The sequence below is a fragment of the Deinococcus peraridilitoris DSM 19664 genome, assembly GCF_000317835.1.
GTDB classification, from domain to species: domain Bacteria; phylum Deinococcota; class Deinococci; order Deinococcales; family Deinococcaceae; genus Deinococcus_A; species Deinococcus_A peraridilitoris.
In genome coordinates, this window is the sequence record NC_019793.1 from 938,169 (window position 1) to 955,871 (window position 17,703).

The window sequence follows — 17,703 nt, forward strand, 5'->3', positions numbered from 1 at the left end:
AACGCCCGGGCAGCAGGGCGCGATGACCCGGGTGCAGGACACTCAGGTATAAAGGAGCAGTAATGGCGGACATCAAGGTACCCGTATTCAGCGAATCGATCAGTGAAGGCACCCTGCTGAGCTGGCACAAGAAACCCGGAGACACGGTCAAGCGCGGCGAGGTCGTGGCCGAAATCGAAACCGACAAGGTCGTGCTGGAAGTCACGGCCCTGCAGGACGGCGTGCTACAGAGTGTCGCCAGGAACGAAGGAGACACAGTCCTCAGCGAGGAAGTTCTGGGCACCATCGGTGAGGGCGGAGCGGCGTCCAGCCCGGCTGCCAGTGCCCCCGCTCCGCAGGCGAACGTGCAGACGCCCAGTGCGGCTGCAGCGGTCGCCGAGAAACCGGCCGTGGCCACAGACGACCTCTCCCCCGCCGTACGCAAGCTCGTGATCGAGGGCGGCCTCGACCCCGCGCAGTTGCAGGGTACCGGCAAGGACGGCCGCATCACCAAGGGCGACGTCCTGGCCCACGGTCAGGCTGGCCCGAGCGCGACGGCGCCCGCGCAAAGCGTCCCGGCGGCAGGCACCCAGACGGTCAGCGCGCCCCTGCCGGGCGGCGCGCGACCTGAGCACGAAGTACCCCGCAGGGAGCACGAAGTACCCCGCAGGGAGCAGCGCGTGCCCATGACCCGCATCCGCGCCCGCATCGCCGAGCGCCTCAAGGAAGTCCAGAACACCGCCGCCATCCTGACGACCTTCAACGAGGTCAACATGAAGCCGGCCATGGACCTGCGCAAGAAGTACCAGGACGCCTTTGTCGCCAAGCACGGCGTCAAGCTCGGCTTCATGAGCCTCTTCGTGCGCGCCGCCACCGAGGCCCTCAAGCAGTTCCCGGTCGTGAACGCCAGCCTGGAAGGCAAGGATGTTATCTACCACGGCTACTACGACATCGGCATCGCGGTCGCGAGCGAGCGCGGTCTGGTGGTGCCCATCCTGCGCGACACCGACAGCATGAGCCTTGCGGGCATCGAGAAACAGATCGCCGACTTCGCGGGCAAGGCGAGAAACGGCAAGCTTACCCTGGAGGACATGACGGGCGGCACCTTCAGCATCACCAATGGGGGCACCTTCGGTTCCATGATGAGCACGCCCATCCTCAACCAGCCGCAGAGCGCCATTCTGGGCATGCACAACATCATCGAGCGGCCCATTGTCGAAAACGGCCAGATCGTGGCGCGCCCGATGATGTACCTGGCGCTCAGCTACGATCACCGCATCATCGACGGCCGTGAGGCGGTGCTGTTCCTGGTGACCATCAAGAACATCCTCGAAGACCCCGCCCGCCTGCTGCTCGACCTGTAATTTCCGTGGCGCCCAGAAGGTACGCCGAATCGGCGTACCTTCTGGGTTTTGCCTGATGACCACCCCATCTTGTCGATTGACCAGAGCGCGTCCACGTCAAACGGACCTTCGGCGCAGTGAGAGCGGCAAACGCGCGTTAGAATTTCGATCGTGGATACGTTTGATGTGATTGTCATTGGCGGTGGACCGGCCGGCTACGTCGCCGCCATCCGCGCCGCGCAACTCGGTTTCAAGACCGCCTGCGTCGATGCTTTCGAGCGTGGCGGCAAGGCCAGCCTGGGCGGCACCTGCCTCAACGTCGGCTGCATTCCCTCCAAAGCGATGCTCGACTCCAGCGAACGCTTCGAGATGGTGCAGCACGAGCTGGTCGATCACGGCATCCTCGTCGAGGGCGCTTCGCTCGACCTCGGCAAGATGCTCGCGCGCAAGGACGCCGTCGTCGACAAGATGAGCGGTGGAATCGCCTACCTGTTCAAGAAGAACAAGGTCACCAGCCTGCATGGTCTCGGGCGCCTTGTGCGGCAGGACCAGGGCGGTTGGGTCGTCGGCGTAGGCGAGCAGGAATTCGCAGCGAAGCACGTCATCATCGCTACGGGCAGCAGCCCGCGGGAATTGCCCCTGGCACCCTTTGGTGGACACGTGATGGACAATGCGGGCGCACTCGCCCTCGACCGCGTTCCCGGCAAGCTGGGCGTCATTGGCGCGGGTGTGATCGGGGTGGAGCTCGGTAGCGTCTGGCGCCGCCTGGGCGCCCAGGTCACAGTCCTGGAGGCCCTGCCGGGCTTTTTGCAGGCCGCAGACCCCGCCGTGGCGCGTGAAGCCCTCAAGCAGCTGCAGAAGCAGGGCCTGGAATTCCACTTCGGCGTCAAGATCGCCCGCATCGAACAGACCGAGGCGGGTGTGAGTGTCACGTATGCCGAGGGTGACCAGGAGGTCACCGCCCAGTTCGACAAGCTGATCGTCGCCATCGGCCGGGTCCCCAACACCCAGGGCCTGGGTGCCCAGGACGTGGGTCTGGAGCTTGACGAGCGCGGCTTTATCAAGGCCGACAGCCACTACCGCACCAACCTGCCCAATGTGTACGCCATCGGCGACGTGATCGGTGGCGCCATGCTCGCCCACAAGGCCGAGGAAGAAGGCGTCGCGGTTGCCGAGCTGCTCGCCGGGCAGGCCGGTCACGTCAACTACAACGTGATTCCCTGGGTCATCTACACCTCCCCAGAGATCGCCTGGGCGGGCCTGACCGAAGCGCAGGCCAAAGAGCAGGGCTACGACATCAAGAGCGGCCAGTTCCCCTTCAGCGCCAACGGACGCGCCGCCGGACACAACGACACCCGGGGCTTCGTCAAGGTCGTGGCCGACGCCAAGACCGATCGTATTCTCGGCGTCCACATGATCGGCCCCAACGTCAGCGAGCTGATCGGCGAGACCGTGGCGGTGATGGAGTTCGCGGGCTCATCCGAAGATCTGGCGCGCATCGTCCACGCGCACCCGACCCTGTCGGAAGTGGTGAAGGAAGCCGCCCTCGGCGTCGAGAAGCGCACGATTCACGCCTGAAGGAGCCACCCGGAGCCCAGCCTGATCAAGCAGCAAAAAGGACCGCATGGCGGTCCTTTTTGCTGGAGGCCGCAAAGGCGCGGGGGCAGTGTCTTCGGGGTGTTGACGGCCCGCTCATCCTCCGCTATTATTGCCCCCGTGCTCGAAAGAGCCCGACCCAGAAAAGCTGCACATCTGCAGCATGGCGGCCACCCAGGCCCCATCGTCTAACGGTTAGGACACTACCCTTTCAAGGTAGCGATACGGGTTCGAATCCCGTTGGGGTCACCAGAAAAACTGCCCGCCGCTCGGCGGGCAGTTTACTTTTTTTGATCCTGTCGCACTAGACTGTCCGGCGTGACTCGACTCGCCTCCCTCGAGGAACGACCGTCTACTTGGCTTCAGGCTTGGCTTGCTCTTCTGCCTGTTTTTCCCTTCCTGTCTGTAGCCGCGATTTTGGGGTTGCGCAGCCTTAACCAATTAGCGCCTGTGGTACAAGTTGTGCTTGCGGTGTATGCCACATCGCAGCTTATTGCCGCATGTTTCGCGCCCGAGCCGCTCCTAGCCCTCGGCACTGCGTCACTTCGCACACTGCTGATGTTTGGATTGATCGGCCTTGGCGTTCGTTTGAGGCGAGGTGCCGCACTGCAACCGCTCCTCATCGGCCTGCTCGTGGTCTTTGGCTTAGCGCTCATTACGTCATTCGGGTTTTCCGGCTCTCGTTTACTGTCATTCAGGCTCAGTCATCCATACTACACGCCTATTTCGCTCGGTCTCGCTGGCGCGTTTGCGCTGTGGATTGCTGTTGGTGCGCGCAAGGGTCCCGGTTGGTGGCGCGTTATGTCAGGAGTGCTGGCCATTGTCGTTCTCCTACTCAGCGGCAGCCGTGGCCCAATACTCGTCGCAGCAGTAGGAAGTCTTATGGCTCTTACGTCCAGCTCACGGCGCTTGCTGATCGGAATTGCCATGGTCCTTGCGCTGGGCTTAACGACCGCGTTGATTGGGGAGTCACAGCAGAATGTTTTCTCACGGATTGCCAGCCTCGACGCGACTGGTAGAGATATCGTGTGGAGCGATACTCTCAGCGTCATTGCCACACATCCAATAGGGGGAGTGGGCAGTTACCTGCTGGGCGGCATCATTGCACCCACAGAACAACAATGCGCGTGGTTCACAGCATTAGAAGAACGCGGTTTCGGCTGTCCTACTATGCTGGAAGCTCTCAACGGCGCATGGATTATTGCGCATAATGGCTTTTTGCAACAAGCGGGCGAAACAGGACTAATAGGAACGGCCGGACTGTTCCTGCTGCTCGGCTGGATCGTACATGGCGCTCTCATGGCGAAAGATCCTCTGGTGCTGGCCGTTGTCTCAGGCCTCCTGCTTGCAAACCTCACCGACAACGTGACACTTCTACCTAGCCCATTCTTTGCCGAACTCTTCTGGTTGGCCAGCGGTATGGCTCTGGCCAAAAAGTCAGAGACCGACCATCGAGGTGCTCTCGTGGCAGGCGTAGCACTTTTGTCTGTTACCAGCTTCCCCGTTTATGTCAGCGCCACCCAGTCTACTGATGCGAACACCTACATCATGAGGTCGCTTGTTGCACCGACGCGCTGGGCAGCAGACGAACCGTACCTCGTCTGGGTCAGTCTTAGGGTGCCTGCCGGGGCATACCGCCTTCAATTGAGGGCGTGCAGCACGACATGCCGCACAATGAGTGTTCTACCTGTCACGGCTGAAAACGGCACAATAGAGCAGGCAATCGGAGGCTTCCTGCCTTCGAGAATACAGAGGTTGGAGCTGCGCCTTCTCGACGCCAAGACCACTCCATGGCAGCTACGGCCGTTGGCCCGGGCAACTTGGGCGTTAGGTAAGGATGGTCCATGAAAAACCTACGTTGCTCCCTGCTTCTACTGCCTGGCATTGCCTTTATTGTAGCGTTGGCGACAGCACTTTTTGGGCTTGTCGCTCAAATCCCACATCCTAACCTGTTTCGATCCTCCTCTGACGTTCGGCCCTGCACCATGACCGCGCCATCGCTGACTGCGTGGACTCCCACACCTGCCGGAGAATGGACGGGCTCATCAGGAGTTTTGGACGGTCCGTCCTCGCTGGTTTTCAAAACCTGCACAGCCGGGCAAATCCACATGATTGTCAACGGCACCGTTGTCGACGGTTGGGGTCCGTTGATGATAGTTACCCTTGACGACGTCATTTTATTGGAAAAGGAAGTGCGCTCAAGAACCTCAATGGACCTCGTCGTACCACATGCCGGGACAGTGCGTATCTCCTTCCCAAATGATCGCTACCGGTCTGAAGTGCGCGGTGTCCTGCTGACCAGGATCTGGCCTCAGCCACACGCCACCTGCGGCCGCGGGCAACCAGCAATTCAGAGCCGCGGCTCGGCCCCTCCATGGAGCCCTCTCTGGGGTGGGGCGCTGTATGACAGCTCAGAGTATCTCGTGCACCTTTGTGGACCGGGGATGCTGAGACTTGGCGTCAAGGGTCTTGTCGCTGAAGGAGTGGCACCACAGATTAGGGTCCTTCAAGGGGACCAAATTTTGCTGGAGGTTGCGCCGAGCAGTGTTCGGCAGTATGACGTGCCAGTGCGGCATAGTGGGATAGTTCGGATTACGCTTACGAACGGGTTTGCCCGGGAGGTTGCGAATCGCAAACTCATCATTGAGCGTTTTACTGTCGCCCCAGTCAACTGAACACGATGGGCTGCACAATCAAGCACTCGCTGCGCAGTCGATTTCTTTCTAAGAGACTGCTTCGTACTCAGTTGTCCTCTTGGCTCGCTTGAAGCTGGCTCTCGGGAATGAGTTGGTGCAGAGCTGCGCGAGCACTACTTGCCCGTCCATCCCGGGCGAGGGCCTCAAGTTCCCGAACCCGCGCCGTTACATAACTCGGATCGAGACGCTCGAGTTGTGCGACAAAGATGTCCCGATGGCTGGTGGCACCGACGTTCTCACCGGTGGTAAGCAATTCCTCGTAGAGCTTCTCGCCAGGACGCACACCCGTGAAAACTACTTCAATGTTGCGGGCGCCCGAAAGCCGGATTACGTCTTGAGCGAGATCAGCGATCTTTACGGGCTCACCCATGTCAAGGACGTACACGTTGCCGTTCTGGGCCAGTCCACCCGCTTGAAGAACCAGACGCGCCGCCTCAGGGATGGTCATAAAGTACCGCCGCATCTCCGGATGTGTGACCGTTACAGGACCGCCTGCGCGAATCTGCGTAAGAAAGGTTGGAATGACACTGCCACGGCTTCCCAGTACGTTGCCGAAGCGCACTGACACGAAAGACTGTTCCGGCCTCGCGCGTTGTGCGGCGGTCGAGATAACCATCTCCGCGATGCGCTTGGTCGCGCCCATGACCGATGTTGGGTTGACGGCCTTATCAGTCGAAATATTGACAAGCCGCGCAACCTGGAATTCCAGACATAGTTCGGCGATATTTCGGGTACCTACGATGTTATTGAGAATTGCCTCCGATGGACTATCTTCCATGAGTGGTACATGTTTATGTGCTGCAGCATGGAAAACAACACTCGGGCGCTGTTCCTGGAAAATGGCTCGCAGACGTGTGGCGTCCCGGACATCACCAATCAGGGCAACACATTGGACTTCTGGCCAGTCGCGCAATAACTCCTGCTGAATCGAGAAGACACTGTTTTCTCCTCGGCCAAGCAAGACGATCTTCCGGGGAACAAATCGGGCAATTTGACGTACGATCTCTGAGCCGATCGAGCCACCGGCACCGGTCACGAGCACGACTTGTTCCCGCAAATAGCCGGCAATACTCTCGGTGTCGAGTTGGACCGGATCTCGGCGCAGCAGGTCCTCGACATTCACATTACGGATCTGCGCGATGTCCACCTGCCCGCTTAAAATCTCGAACATGCCCGGCATAATGCGGTATCGCACGCCTGCGGTTCGCGCGAGATCTACAACCCGGCGCACGAACTGTCCTGCAGCTGAGGGTACAGCAATCAGCACCTCGTCCGCCTTGCATCGCTGCACTACATCAGCCAGCATGTCAACCGTTCCCAGCACCGGTAGACCGACAAAAGTTCTCCGCTGCTTGTCAAGACGATCGTCAACAAAAGCAACAGGCACAAGGCCAGCTTCCGGGTGGCGAAGCATCTCACGAGCGATCATGATTCCCGCCTCACCCGCTCCAACGATTAAAACCTTCTGGGCCCCTTCAATACGCTGGCGTTGTTGAGTCTCATTGAATGCTCGTGTTCCCAACCGCACTCCGCCTAGAATCAGCGCAGCAAGAATGCCCTCAATGATGGGGATACTACGCGGAACGTGTAAGACAGGCGTTATCAGGAAACAGAGGGCCAGCGATGTCAGGGTTCCAACTCCAACTGCCCGTGCCAGAACGTAAAGGTCTCTTGTACCAGACCGCCCCCACGCCTGACGATTGAGCCGGTAGTGCGAGATCAATGCCATCTTGAGCAGTACGCCTGCCAAAACATAAATGACGAGCTGCGTCCCGTACATTTGCATGGACATGCCAGCCCTCAGAACAAAGGCAAGGGGCGCCGCAAGAGTCCACAGTGACAGGTCGATCAGATATTTTCGCAACAGCATGAACTCACCATGAGCTGGCCTGGGTGATAAGACACTTCGAAATCGACTAATGAGTCCCAGGCATCACCGAAACTTCGCAATCTCCCTCAGTGTACTGCTGTTTCGCTGAGGTCAGGCTGATTTTGACCAGATTCCTTTAATGTGTGCCTCGACCACCAAACACCGCGCGAATGGTCAGCAACAGGATTTGTAGGTCTGTACATAGACTCATACGGGAGAGGTATAGGGCATCACGACCAACTTTTTCTTCGTCGTCAAGATCATCACGGCCCGTCACTTGGGCCAGACCGGTGATTCCCGGGCGTAATTCGTCCACTCCATTCGCCTCACGCATCCTCAAGACGCGTTTCTGCGTCATCAGTGCTGGGCGTGGTCCGACGAAGCTCATCTCGCCACGCAGCACATTGAGCAGCTGAGGCAGCTCGTCAAGACTCGTCTTGCGCAGTAGATGCCCGACGCGTGTGATCGGATTGAGTCCTGAGACGCGCATATCTTCGGTCGACAGGTCCGGCGTATCGACGTACATCGTCCGGAATTTGTAAATGGGAAATGCGTGGTGACCATGGCCCGCGCGCCATTGTATGAAGAGCGCAGGACCAGGACTGTCTAGCCGTATGAGTAAGGCGATCAGCAGCAAGATGGGCAAAAAGGCCAGACCGAGAAACACGGCAAACATGATGTCAAGCGCACGCTTTACTGGATAGTACAGCCCTCTGCTCCGAGTCGACGGCGAAGATGATCCCGTAGCGCTAACCAAAGTGCTTTCCATGGAACCCCGTACCGCACGGGACAGACCCTCGTCCAGATCAAGCGGCGGGCACCAACCCAGGACACGCGTTGCCTTGGCCGTCGAAACTTCCAATGAGCCAACGAGCCGGTCTACCTCGTCGGTTCGGCGTAATACCCGTCCCAAAGCGCGAAGCACCCAGACGGGTACCCGCAGCAGTCGGCCGGAACGTCCATACTGCCAGGCCAGGCGTCGATACAGGTCTGCAGTAGATACCGCCTCGCGGTCAGCCACAAGGAACGTTTCCCCGGCCGCAGCCGGATGATCGACGACCCGCGAGAGAAAGCTCACGAGATTGTCGAGTGCCACCATGCTCCTACGGTTGTGAACAGCGCCAAGGGGTAACGGAAGATCCCGGCTTGCCCACCGCATAAGACGTTCAAAATTGGCCTTCACACCCGGTCCATACACGAGTGGCGGTCGCACGATAACAACTTCCATTCCCGAAGCAAAAGCCAGATCGAGCAGGGCCTGCTCTGCCTCCCATTTTGAAAGTCCATACGGATCGACCGGACGCGGATCATCGTGTTCCGTAAAGGGTGTAGTATCCGTGGCCTCCCCATTGACCTTGACGCTGCTCACAAAAACGAAACGGCGCACGCCGCAACGCGCCGCTTCGTGCGCGAGACGCAACGTGCCGTGTACATTGACCCGACGAAAAGCCTCCAGCGGATCGGCAGCGGTGTCATCCATCACGTGCACCCGAGCGGCGAGACTTACCACGCACGATACCCCGGAGAGCGCTTCCGACCAGTCTGTTTCAAGCCCAAAATTATGCACTCTAAAAGGCTCTGCTCCTGGTGTGACCTCCGCACTTTCCCGAACCACCGCGCGAACGTGGCGGCCTTCACGCACGAAATGTTCGCACAGCGCGCGCCCAACAAAGCCGTTTGCTCCCGTAACAAGCACCAGTGGTTTGACGGTCATGATTCGTGTTCCCCCTGCTGTCTCCGCTTCTGTCTCTGCACAGCGGCGAAGTGCCGTTCGAGTTCGTCAAGAAGCCGTTCCCGTTCGAAATGCTCCAGGAAGTAGATTCGTCCTCGCACCCCATACTGCTCGCGTTCGTTTTTACCCATGGCGTACATCTTCCGCACGGACTGCGCCAGTGAGACCGGGTCCTGTGGAGAAACAGTCAAGCCAGCACGCGCCTCCCGCACGATTGAAGCGCCTTCCCCCTCCAGAGCCGCAATTATGGGACGTGCACATGCAAGGTAGGACTGAAGTTTGGCAGGAACAGTCAAAGCGAAGATCGGGTCACGCTTGAGTGTCACCAGCAGGGCGTCAGCGTGTGCGAAGTACTTCGGCATGTCGCTTACCGGGCGGCGGCCCACGAGGTGCACCTGTTCCTGTAGCCCGCGCCGTTCTATCTCGGTTTCCACCCAAGATCGCATGCTGCCATCACCAATGAGAATCCAGCGAATATCAGGAAGGTCACGCACCAGTTCGGCGGCAGCAAGGACAGTCGGTAGGTCCTGGGCTGTACCCAGGTTACCTGCGAACATGACTCGAAAGCCCTTGGGAAGTTCCGCGCCAACATCGGGCGCTTCTTCGACACGCATAGGCCGGTAAAGCACCTCAGCGCTCTGGGGATAGTAGGCAACACCGTCATACCGCCTTCCGACCCGCTGCACAGACGGAATGAAAGCCCTTGATGTGACAAGAATCAGGTCGCAGTGGCGGTAAATCCAGCGAACCATACGCTCCACTGAAGCCAGGATGATAGGAGATGTCACAAAGCCAGTGGCCGACAGGCTCTCGGGCCACAGGTCCTGTACCCAGAACACCAGCGGCGTCCGGCGTAAAAACCTCAGGACGATGGCAGGAAACCCGACAGTCATAGGGGAAGGCTCGTACACGAAAATGATGTCGAACCGGCCACGGCACAGCAGTGGGCCCAACAAACTGGCGGCCAAGGCAAACGAAAGGTAGTTGAGCGCGAGGCTCCGCGCGCCGCCCGCACCCCTAGCCAACATGGGCACCCGCGATACCCGGGCGCCGCAGAAGGTCTCACGTCTCACTCCGCGCCCGTAGCCGGCGGCGAAGGTGCCCTCAGGGTAATTCGGGTGTCCGGTCAAGACCATGATTTCATGACCACGTTGGGTGAGTCCTTCAACAAGGTCGTTGATCCTGAAGTTTTCTGGCCAGAAGTACTGTGTGACGAGCAGGATACGCATGGTCAGGATTCCCGCCACACCACGCGGTTGACGTAATCCGTGTAGCTCAGGATGAGACGGAGAACCTTGTCGGATACGTTTGTCATGCTGTAGTCAGCGACCTGGCGCAGCATGCGCTCCTCGCCACGCGGCTGGTGTTCCAAAATCGCAAGGCCCTGAAGCACACGGTCCACGCTAAGGCCCGTCATGATGACCGAGGCCTCTTCCATCCCTTCGGGTCGCTCGTGCGCCTCACGGATGTTGAGTGCGGGGAAATTCAGAATGGAGGATTCCTCGGTGATGGTGCCGCTGTCGGAGAGCACCGCCCGTGCGTATTTTTGAAGATGTACGTAGTCGTGGAAGCCGAGCGGTTTGAGCAGTTCGACGCGTGGGTCGAACTGCAACCCCAGGATTTCAATACGCTTTCGCGTGCGAGGGTGCGTACTGACGATCATGCGGCGGTCGTATCTGCTGACGACCGTGTTGAGAATCTCGTGGAGACGGCGAATCTGACGCTCGGTGTCCACGTTCTCTTCCCGGTGGGCGCTGACCACAAAGTACTCACCGCGCGTCAGACCGAGCCGTGCGAGCACGTTCGACGTCTCGATTTGAGGTGCGTAGTGCATGAGCACCTCGAACATGGGGCTGCCGGTCTTGACGACGCGATCAGGTGGAAGTCCCTCACGAAGCAAGTACTCACGGGCAATGGAAGAGTACGTAAGATTCACATCGGACGTGTGGTCCACGATGCGGCGGTTGGTCTCTTCAGGTACGCGCTCGTCAAAGCAGCGATTACCAGCCTCCATGTGGAAGATAGGAATCCGCCGACGTTTCGCGGGAATGGCAACGAGGCAGCTGTTCGTGTCACCCAGCACCAGCAACGCTTCCGGCCTGACCTGCTCCAGTATTGGGTCGATCTCGCTGATAATCCGCCCGATCGTCGCGGCCGCCGTTTCACCGGCAGCATTGAGGAAGTGGTCGGGACGGCGTACCCCTAGATCATTGAAAAACACTTCGTTGAGCTCGAAGTCGTAGTTCTGACCGGTATGCACGAGCACGTGATCGACGTGCTCGTCAAGACGGGCCATCACACGCGACAAGCGGATGATCTCAGGCCGAGTCCCGACAACCGTCATGACCTTTATGCGCTTCACAGCTGCACCTCTTGAGGATAGGTGTCGGGTGCCTTGGAATCATAAAGTTCATGCGTCCAGAACAAGGTCAGGACCTCGGTATCACCCACGTTGGTGATGTTATGGGTGTGCAGCGTGGGAATGTCAACGTACGAAGGACGCTCGCCACTCACGCGGAACACCTCAACATCCGTGTCCAGGACATGCCGAATACGGATTTCGGCCTCGCCGGCTACGACCAGAAAGCGCTCGATCTTGTGGAGGTGGTAATGGTTGCCGCGCGTGATCCCGGGCCGTGTGGTAGACAGGAAAGTCTGACCACCATTGAGGGTGCGGACCGCTTCAAACAGCGATCCGCGCGGGTCGCTGTGCAGCGTCAGGGAAACCGGGTACCGGCATGGGTAGAGATACGAGCGGTAGGTGTTGAACAGATCACGTTCAAACTCGTCACGTACATCCGGGAAAATGTGCTGACCGTATAATGTGTCGAACTCCTGCAGTTTGCCAAGCAGGTCGGCGACGCTGATGGGGCGCCCGGGCAGTTCGCCTTCTCCGGTAATACCGTCTCGAAGGACGCACAGCACCTCACGTGCCACCGTCTGGGCATGCACCTGATGTGTGAGTGCATCGCTGTGCACGGTGGGCTCGTTGCCGTGTGCCACCTGATGGCAGAAAGTCGATACGACAGAGTTATAGAAGGGCTGCCCACCCTCGCCGAAGACATTTGGCAGGACAAGATTGTAGAACTTCGCGCCCACCCGCTCTGCCCAGGCAGAAAAGATCGCCGCGCACTCTCGCTTGGACGCGCCGTAGGGCGTATCGCGCCGGGCGTGTATCGAGGAGGAAAACACCAGGTGCGGTGCAACGTCCGCTCGTTCACAGGCAGTGGTAAGGTCATGGCCAAGGCGAACGTTCGTCGCAGCCACCTCTTGGTCGTCACCGCGATTCATGCCCGCAAAGTGTGCGATAGCGTCACAGGAACGTACGAACGCGTCAAGCCTGGCGGAATCGTGAAAAGTTTCCCGGCTAGCGATGACGGTTTCAATATCACCCTGGCCCTGCAAATGAACCCGCAGATGGCGACCAAGAAGTCCACCAGCTCCGGTCACACCTATCCTCATCATGTAACGGTCTCCCAGGATGAGAGTTCTGCCCGAACAGCAGGCAGGGTCAATAGCAAATGCTCGATCTCCTTGACAGCCATACGGTGGGTATTATGCGACGTGTAATCGTCGAGATCCGCCTCGTCCGGCTCACCTTCGGTAAAGTACTTCTCGTAGTTGAGATCGCGGTCATCCATAGCGACCCGCAGATAGTCGCCCATGTCCTGTGAATGCGCCAGTTCACCGACTGTTGCGAGAGTCTCGAAGAGCTTCTCACCGTGTCGCATTCCGATGGTCCGAACTGGGACACTCGTGCCGAACAGGTTCTGCAGAGCCTGCGCGAGGTCCTCAACCGTGCAAGCAGGTGCCTTTTTGACAAACATGTCACCTTGACGGGCATGCCCAAAGGAGAACAGCACCAGTTCGATCGCGTCCTCAAGAGACATCATGAAGCGTGTCATGCGTCCATCAGTAACCGTGATGGGCTGATTTGCCTTGATCTGCTGAATGAATAGAGGAATGACGCTGCCGCGTGAGTACATGACGTTGCCGTAGCGAACGCTGGACACGACCGTGTCGTCCGGTTCAAGGCGGCGCGCGACAGACTGGGCGACCTTTTCCATCAATCCTTTGGTCATGCCCATGGCATTGACAGGATAGGCGGCCTTGTCAGTGCTCAGACAGACAACGTGCTGTACACGGTGCGCCACTGCGGACTCTACCACGTTGTGACTTCCGACGACGTTCGTCATGACGGCCTGCATCGGAAAAAACTCACACGACGGCACTTGCTTAAGGGCGGCGGCGTGGAACACGAGATTCACACCGTGCATGGCACCATCAACGCTGGCCCGGTCCCGCACATCGCCGAGATAGAAACGAACGCGCGGATCGCGCAATTCAATGCGCAGGTGCTCCTGCTTGAGCTCATCACGGCTGAAGATGCGGACTTCCCGAACATCCTCTCGCAGCACTCGCTCAAGCATGGTTTTGCCAAAAGAGCCGGTGCCTCCGGTGATCAGGACGGTCTTGTTGGTGAGATTGGCACTCATTTTAGGTCTCCTTGAGGTACGACGGTTTCCAAAACCAACATCAGCTGGTGAACATGATCACGCCACGTCCAGTTTTTGTGGCGCTCGGCTTGAATGTTTAGGATCGGTAGGCGCTGCATGGCCGCGTCAGCGATCAGGCGCGCATATTCTTCCGCGTCACGAGGATTAAACAGGTAGGCCCGGCCGTGCGAAACCTCACGAAAGACGGGCGTATCAGCGGCAAGCACTACCTTGCCACGGTCAATGCCCTCAGCGACGCCCAACCCGAAGCCTTCATACTGAGAAGGGAAACCCAGAGCAGACGCGTTGCGAACAAGCCATTCCAGTTCTTCTGAACTGACCCTACCAAGGAACACGACGTGTTCCTCGACGCCCAGATTTCGGGTCAGTTCCTCAAGATCACCTATGTCGTGGCGTTCTGCCGTCATCACAAGGTAAGTCTTCTCGTACTCGTCGGTCTGCTTCGCTTTCAGGATGGCCATGGCCTGGATACCTAGTGCCAGATTTTTGTGCGGTGCATGATGTCCGCTTTGCAAAACGAAATACTTCACACCCTCTGCCAGCTGAACAGGACGCCGTTCATCTGCCACTGCGGGGAACGACGCCTCATGTATAGAAACGACGGGCACGCTCAGCCTCGGCATGAGCATACGGATCTCGTCCGCCACTGCCACCGTCGGGGTGACAATCATACTTGCCCGAGCAATCGAGGCGTGAATAGCGCGACGTCGCGAACGGAACAAGAGTGGCTTGAATTTGGGATGCTCGCGCGAATAGTAGTCGTTCACCATGTCGTGAACCATAAGGACGGAGGGCCATGAGACGTTTGGCATGATGTTGAAAGGAAAGAACAGAACGTGCGGCCCGAGCTGTCGCAGTAGCCGTGGCAGCACCATCTGTTCCCAGAGGTACACGGCGAAGTTCACTCGTGGCACCTTTACCGTCACGACTTTAAGTCGGGGAAACCGCGCCCTGATCGGTGCCGCCGCATCCTCGTTGACGACGATGACAACCTCAACGTCGCTGTCCAATTGCTCAAGCTCGGCGAGCAGAGAATACAGATATGTTTCCGCTCCATAAGTGCGCCCTGGGAAAAAACGTGGAGCAACAATGATCACGCGTTTTGGTCGTGGCGTGGCTGTGGCACTATGTGGTGACGGCACGGGCGTTCCTCTTTCTCTCTGCGACCTGAGTATAGGGGCGCAACCGACACCTGGGGCCTTGATGACATATGACGTCAGCGTTCATGCGGTGCCCTTTCCTGACCGGGCAATGCTGCTACGGTATTCGTTCAGGAAATGCTCGCGCGCCGACTGAATCGAGAACCGCTCCTCGACGAGTTTCCGGGCACGACATGACAGTTCATTCCGCAGGCTTGGGTTCTGAAGAAGCTGTTGTAAGGCCCCTGCAAGCGCTTCTGGATCGTTAAGAGCAACGAGCAGCCCCGTGCCCCCATGAGCGATCATGGTCTCGGGCCCGCCGCTCGCGGTCGAAACCACTGGACAGCCGCTGGCCATCGCCTCTAGAAGGACTAACCCAAGGCCTTCCTCATCGCTGGAGAGCGCAAACGCCTGCGCTTGTGCATAAAGCATTCTTAACTCGTCCATACCAACATCGGGCCGCAGATCGACATATGGCCGCAGCTGTAGTTCGTCAAGCAGGGCAAGGTCAACCGGACGTGGCATTGTCTTGCCAGCAAGTACGAGACGTGGAGCCTGATGAAGCTGGTCACGAAGTTGTCGATATGCACGGAACAGTAACGAGACGTTCTTGCGAGGATCGTTGAAGCGTCCCACCGACAAGATATAGGGATCTTTCAACACACGTTCCGACAAAGACATAGGGTGAAAGAAGTCAGCGTCAACCCCGGGAGGGTCAAATCTGACCTTTGTCGGAAAGCGTCGTCTTAACTCTCGATCCATCCAGCGGTTCTCGACCTGCACCACGTCGGCGCGGGCCAGGGCCAGCATGTCAATGCGGGCGGTAATTTCGGTCATCACCCGCCGCAGCAGTGGTATAAGACCCCGTCCTTGAAGAAGCATTCTCCGCTCGTTCCGAATGAGGGTCGCCGTTTGCAACAGCACTGGCGCCTTGGTATCACGCGCGGCGTATCCAAAGGCGGGAGATCCGGTAACGCACTGTACGACATCGTATTTATCAAGCAGAGCGGTGAGCTCGGGCCGCGGAAGGTAGCGCATGAATTCGAGCTCTCGAAGGCGGCAGCCGACATGGATGTAGTTACGGCGACCATCAGTCATTCTTGCCTGACCTGGGCGGCGCCACCATGTAGCAGGAGCGAGCAAAGACGTGCTGAGGGGGTCGCGCGCCGAGGTTGCAAGGGAGATAACATCAAAATCAAATTCAGACTGCTCAAGAACAGTCTCGATGAAACGCGCGACATTTTTAACCCCTCCCTCTTGAGAATAGTCAGGGACGACAAGCGCAATTCTTCCAGCACGCTTTTCCACTACACAACCCCTCTCAGTGACAGACCGCCCTCGTCGAATTGATTCTGCTTCCTATTTCTGATGAGTATGGGCATAAATATAACAAAAACAATGATTTGATTAATCGTACTGATCAACATAAGAATCGCTTGGCTTTCAATATTCAGGATTGTAGGAATTAGCGCAAGCAGTATGATGACCGAAGCACCACTGATCAGCCGGTTGTAGAGAATGGCCAGACCGGCGCCTACAAGAAACGACACCACACCGACGCCCCACCATCCCCCCATAAGGTAGCCCTCGCCGAAGATAGTCATGGCAGAAGATGTTGTCGTGTTCTTCGGCATGTCGAAATACCTGATGCTGAAGTCCCGTCCCTCCGTCAGCACCGGCTTGGACGGCCAGACTGCGCGCGGTACATACACCGCTCCGATTAGCAGGAGTTTGGAATATCCCTGGAATTCGTAGCGTGAGGGCGTCCGGTCGTAGATGAGCGCAGGCGCATATACCATGGGTGCCTGACGTGCGGCCACCTTATTTGCCGCCGTCTTGAGGCTCTCCTGTATGTCCGTTCCCCAGGTGGCACGAAGAGCGTCAATAAGCGATGAAGCCGGTGCCCTTGGTGTGTAAATCCCCTCCACGAGCCCTGAGCGCAACCTCTCGGACACCGGAATAACCACGGTGATGACAAGCGCAAGCCCCGCGAGACTTGCCAGAAGCTTACGGCTGAGGCGACGACGGATTCGCAAAAATTGGTTGATGATCATGGCAGTGAGAAGGGCTGTCAGACCGAGAGACAGAATTGGCCCCTTGAAGCCTCCGGCCAGGACGATAAACATCTCTCCTAAGGCGACGACCAGCAACGGAGCAGCTGACCACCTCCGCGCAACAAACATCATGACTGCGATAACAAAAAGAAGTGTACGTAAGGCTGACACCGCAATCAGGAGCTGCTGTACGAACTGTGCGCCGCCCGAGGTTTCGCCACCGTCCTGAAACTCGGTGCCAAACATGACTAGTGCACCCAGACCGATCAAGAAGGTCGCAGCATAGAGACCATAGAAGCGGTCCCACCGAACCCGCGTTCCTTGCGTCAAAGGTGGGGCGAGCAGCATCTTTCGCCGCAAGCCCAGCAGATAAACCGACATGACGAGCAGCAGCCCACAACTCAGCATCGCAGCGCCCACGACTGCCTGATGATTGTTGACTATTGCCGAGAGCGGCAGGTAAAGCCTGAGGAGGGTGTTATCGCTCAAGGCAAAAAGTCCGGGCAACAGCATGGTTCCCAGGCACCACAGGGCGATCAGCAGGGGCGGGTGTGACAAGACCGTGAATCTTACCAGCTCACGGACACAGACGACAAAAATCAGCATGCCCAGGAGCAGCAGGAGCAGAACGACAACGTAAGAGTGGATTGCGTCGTTCTCATGAACCATGGATGGCACAAACGCCATTGCTTGAACAATGGCCAGCATGCAAAGCATGCTGGCCCCTCCATAGCGGGCAAGCATGCCCCATGACTTCCAGGGCGGGAATTCAGTCAT

The 17,703-nt window shown here is 58.3% G+C and carries 12 protein-coding genes and 1 tRNA gene; 4 read left to right on the forward strand and 9 right to left on the reverse strand.

Annotation, left to right across the window (positions count from 1 at the left end):
- Positions 1-62: 62 nt before the first annotated feature.
- The 4 genes from odhB (at position 63) to DEIPE_RS21990 (ending at position 4,766) form a co-directional block, all read left to right on the forward strand.
- Complete coding sequence (gene odhB, locus DEIPE_RS04485) at positions 63-1,343, forward strand: 2-oxoglutarate dehydrogenase complex dihydrolipoyllysine-residue succinyltransferase (protein WP_015234793.1); 1,281 nt, start codon at positions 63-65, stop codon at positions 1,341-1,343.
- Positions 1,344-1,493: 150 nt separating this feature from the next.
- Complete coding sequence (gene lpdA / locus DEIPE_RS04490) at positions 1,494-2,900, forward strand: dihydrolipoyl dehydrogenase (RefSeq protein ID WP_041230692.1); 1,407 nt, start codon at positions 1,494-1,496, stop codon at positions 2,898-2,900.
- 195 nt (positions 2,901-3,095) lie between these two features.
- Positions 3,096-3,170 (forward strand) — tRNA-Glu (locus DEIPE_RS04495).
- A gap of 66 nt (positions 3,171-3,236) precedes the next feature.
- Complete coding sequence (locus tag DEIPE_RS21990) at positions 3,237-4,766, forward strand: O-antigen ligase family protein (RefSeq protein WP_015234795.1); 1,530 nt, start codon at positions 3,237-3,239, stop codon at positions 4,764-4,766.
- Positions 4,767-5,660: 894 nt separating this feature from the next.
- Here DEIPE_RS21990 and DEIPE_RS04510 read toward each other — a convergent pair.
- The 9 genes from DEIPE_RS04510 to DEIPE_RS04550 all read right to left on the reverse strand — a co-directional run bounded on the left by DEIPE_RS04510 (position 5,661) and on the right by DEIPE_RS04550 (position 17,703).
- Entirely contained in the window at positions 5,661-7,484 is a 1,824-nt protein-coding gene (locus DEIPE_RS04510) for a polysaccharide biosynthesis protein (RefSeq protein WP_015234797.1), read from the reverse strand.
- Between the two features lie 136 nt (positions 7,485-7,620).
- A complete protein-coding gene (locus tag DEIPE_RS22930) occupies positions 7,621-9,198 on the reverse strand; it encodes a hybrid nucleoside-diphosphate sugar epimerase/sugar transferase (RefSeq protein ID WP_015234798.1) in 1,578 nt (525 codons plus the stop codon).
- A complete protein-coding gene (locus DEIPE_RS04520) occupies positions 9,195-10,445 on the reverse strand; it encodes a glycosyltransferase family 4 protein (protein ID WP_015234799.1) in 1,251 nt (416 codons plus the stop codon). The genes DEIPE_RS22930 and DEIPE_RS04520 overlap by 4 nt, the downstream gene beginning before the upstream one ends.
- A gap of 2 nt (positions 10,446-10,447) precedes the next feature.
- Positions 10,448-11,560: a non-hydrolyzing UDP-N-acetylglucosamine 2-epimerase gene (wecB, locus tag DEIPE_RS04525; RefSeq protein ID WP_245557626.1), complete on the reverse strand. Its 1,113-nt coding sequence runs from the start codon at positions 11,558-11,560 to the stop codon at positions 10,448-10,450.
- A gap of 14 nt (positions 11,561-11,574) precedes the next feature.
- The gene (locus DEIPE_RS04530) at positions 11,575-12,681 is read right to left on the reverse strand and encodes a polysaccharide biosynthesis C-terminal domain-containing protein (RefSeq protein WP_015234801.1); all 1,107 of its coding nucleotides are present in this window, start codon (positions 12,679-12,681) and stop codon (positions 11,575-11,577) included.
- Positions 12,678-13,712: a polysaccharide biosynthesis protein gene (locus tag DEIPE_RS04535; RefSeq protein ID WP_015234802.1), complete on the reverse strand. Its 1,035-nt coding sequence runs from the start codon at positions 13,710-13,712 to the stop codon at positions 12,678-12,680. The genes DEIPE_RS04530 and DEIPE_RS04535 overlap by 4 nt, the downstream gene beginning before the upstream one ends.
- A complete protein-coding gene (locus DEIPE_RS04540; RefSeq protein WP_157448761.1) occupies positions 13,709-14,830 on the reverse strand; it encodes a glycosyltransferase family 4 protein in 1,122 nt (373 codons plus the stop codon). The genes DEIPE_RS04535 and DEIPE_RS04540 overlap by 4 nt, the downstream gene beginning before the upstream one ends.
- A 126-nt stretch (positions 14,831-14,956) precedes the next feature.
- Positions 14,957-16,180 (reverse strand): glycosyltransferase family 4 protein, encoded by a 1,224-nt coding sequence (locus DEIPE_RS21995; protein ID WP_157448762.1) that lies wholly within the window; start codon positions 16,178-16,180, stop codon positions 14,957-14,959.
- Positions 16,180-17,703, reverse strand: a complete 1,524-nt coding sequence (locus tag DEIPE_RS04550; RefSeq protein ID WP_015234805.1) for a hypothetical protein — start codon at positions 17,701-17,703, stop codon at positions 16,180-16,182. The genes DEIPE_RS21995 and DEIPE_RS04550 overlap by 1 nt, the downstream gene beginning before the upstream one ends.

Excerpts from the sequence above, each read along its gene's own strand:
- DEIPE_RS22930 (WP_015234798.1), bottom strand. The coding sequence starts at position 9,198 with ATGACCGTCAAACCACTGGTGCTTGTTACGGGAGCAAACGGCTTTGTT.
- DEIPE_RS04520 (WP_015234799.1), bottom strand. The coding sequence starts at position 10,445 with ATGCGTATCCTGCTCGTCACACAGTACTTCTGGCCAGAAAACTTCAGG.
- DEIPE_RS04510 (WP_015234797.1), bottom strand. The coding sequence starts at position 7,484 with ATGCTGTTGCGAAAATATCTGATCGACCTGTCACTGTGGACTCTTGCG.
- DEIPE_RS04550 (WP_015234805.1), bottom strand. The coding sequence starts at position 17,703 with ATGACTGAATTCCCGCCCTGGAAGTCATGGGGCATGCTTGCCCGCTAT.
- DEIPE_RS04535 (WP_015234802.1), bottom strand. The coding sequence starts at position 13,712 with ATGAGTGCCAATCTCACCAACAAGACCGTCCTGATCACCGGAGGCACC.
- DEIPE_RS04530 (WP_015234801.1), bottom strand. The coding sequence starts at position 12,681 with ATGATGAGGATAGGTGTGACCGGAGCTGGTGGACTTCTTGGTCGCCAT.
- odhB (WP_015234793.1), top strand. The coding sequence starts at position 63 with ATGGCGGACATCAAGGTACCCGTATTCAGCGAATCGATCAGTGAAGGC.
- wecB (WP_245557626.1), bottom strand. The coding sequence starts at position 11,560 with ATGACGGTTGTCGGGACTCGGCCTGAGATCATCCGCTTGTCGCGTGTG.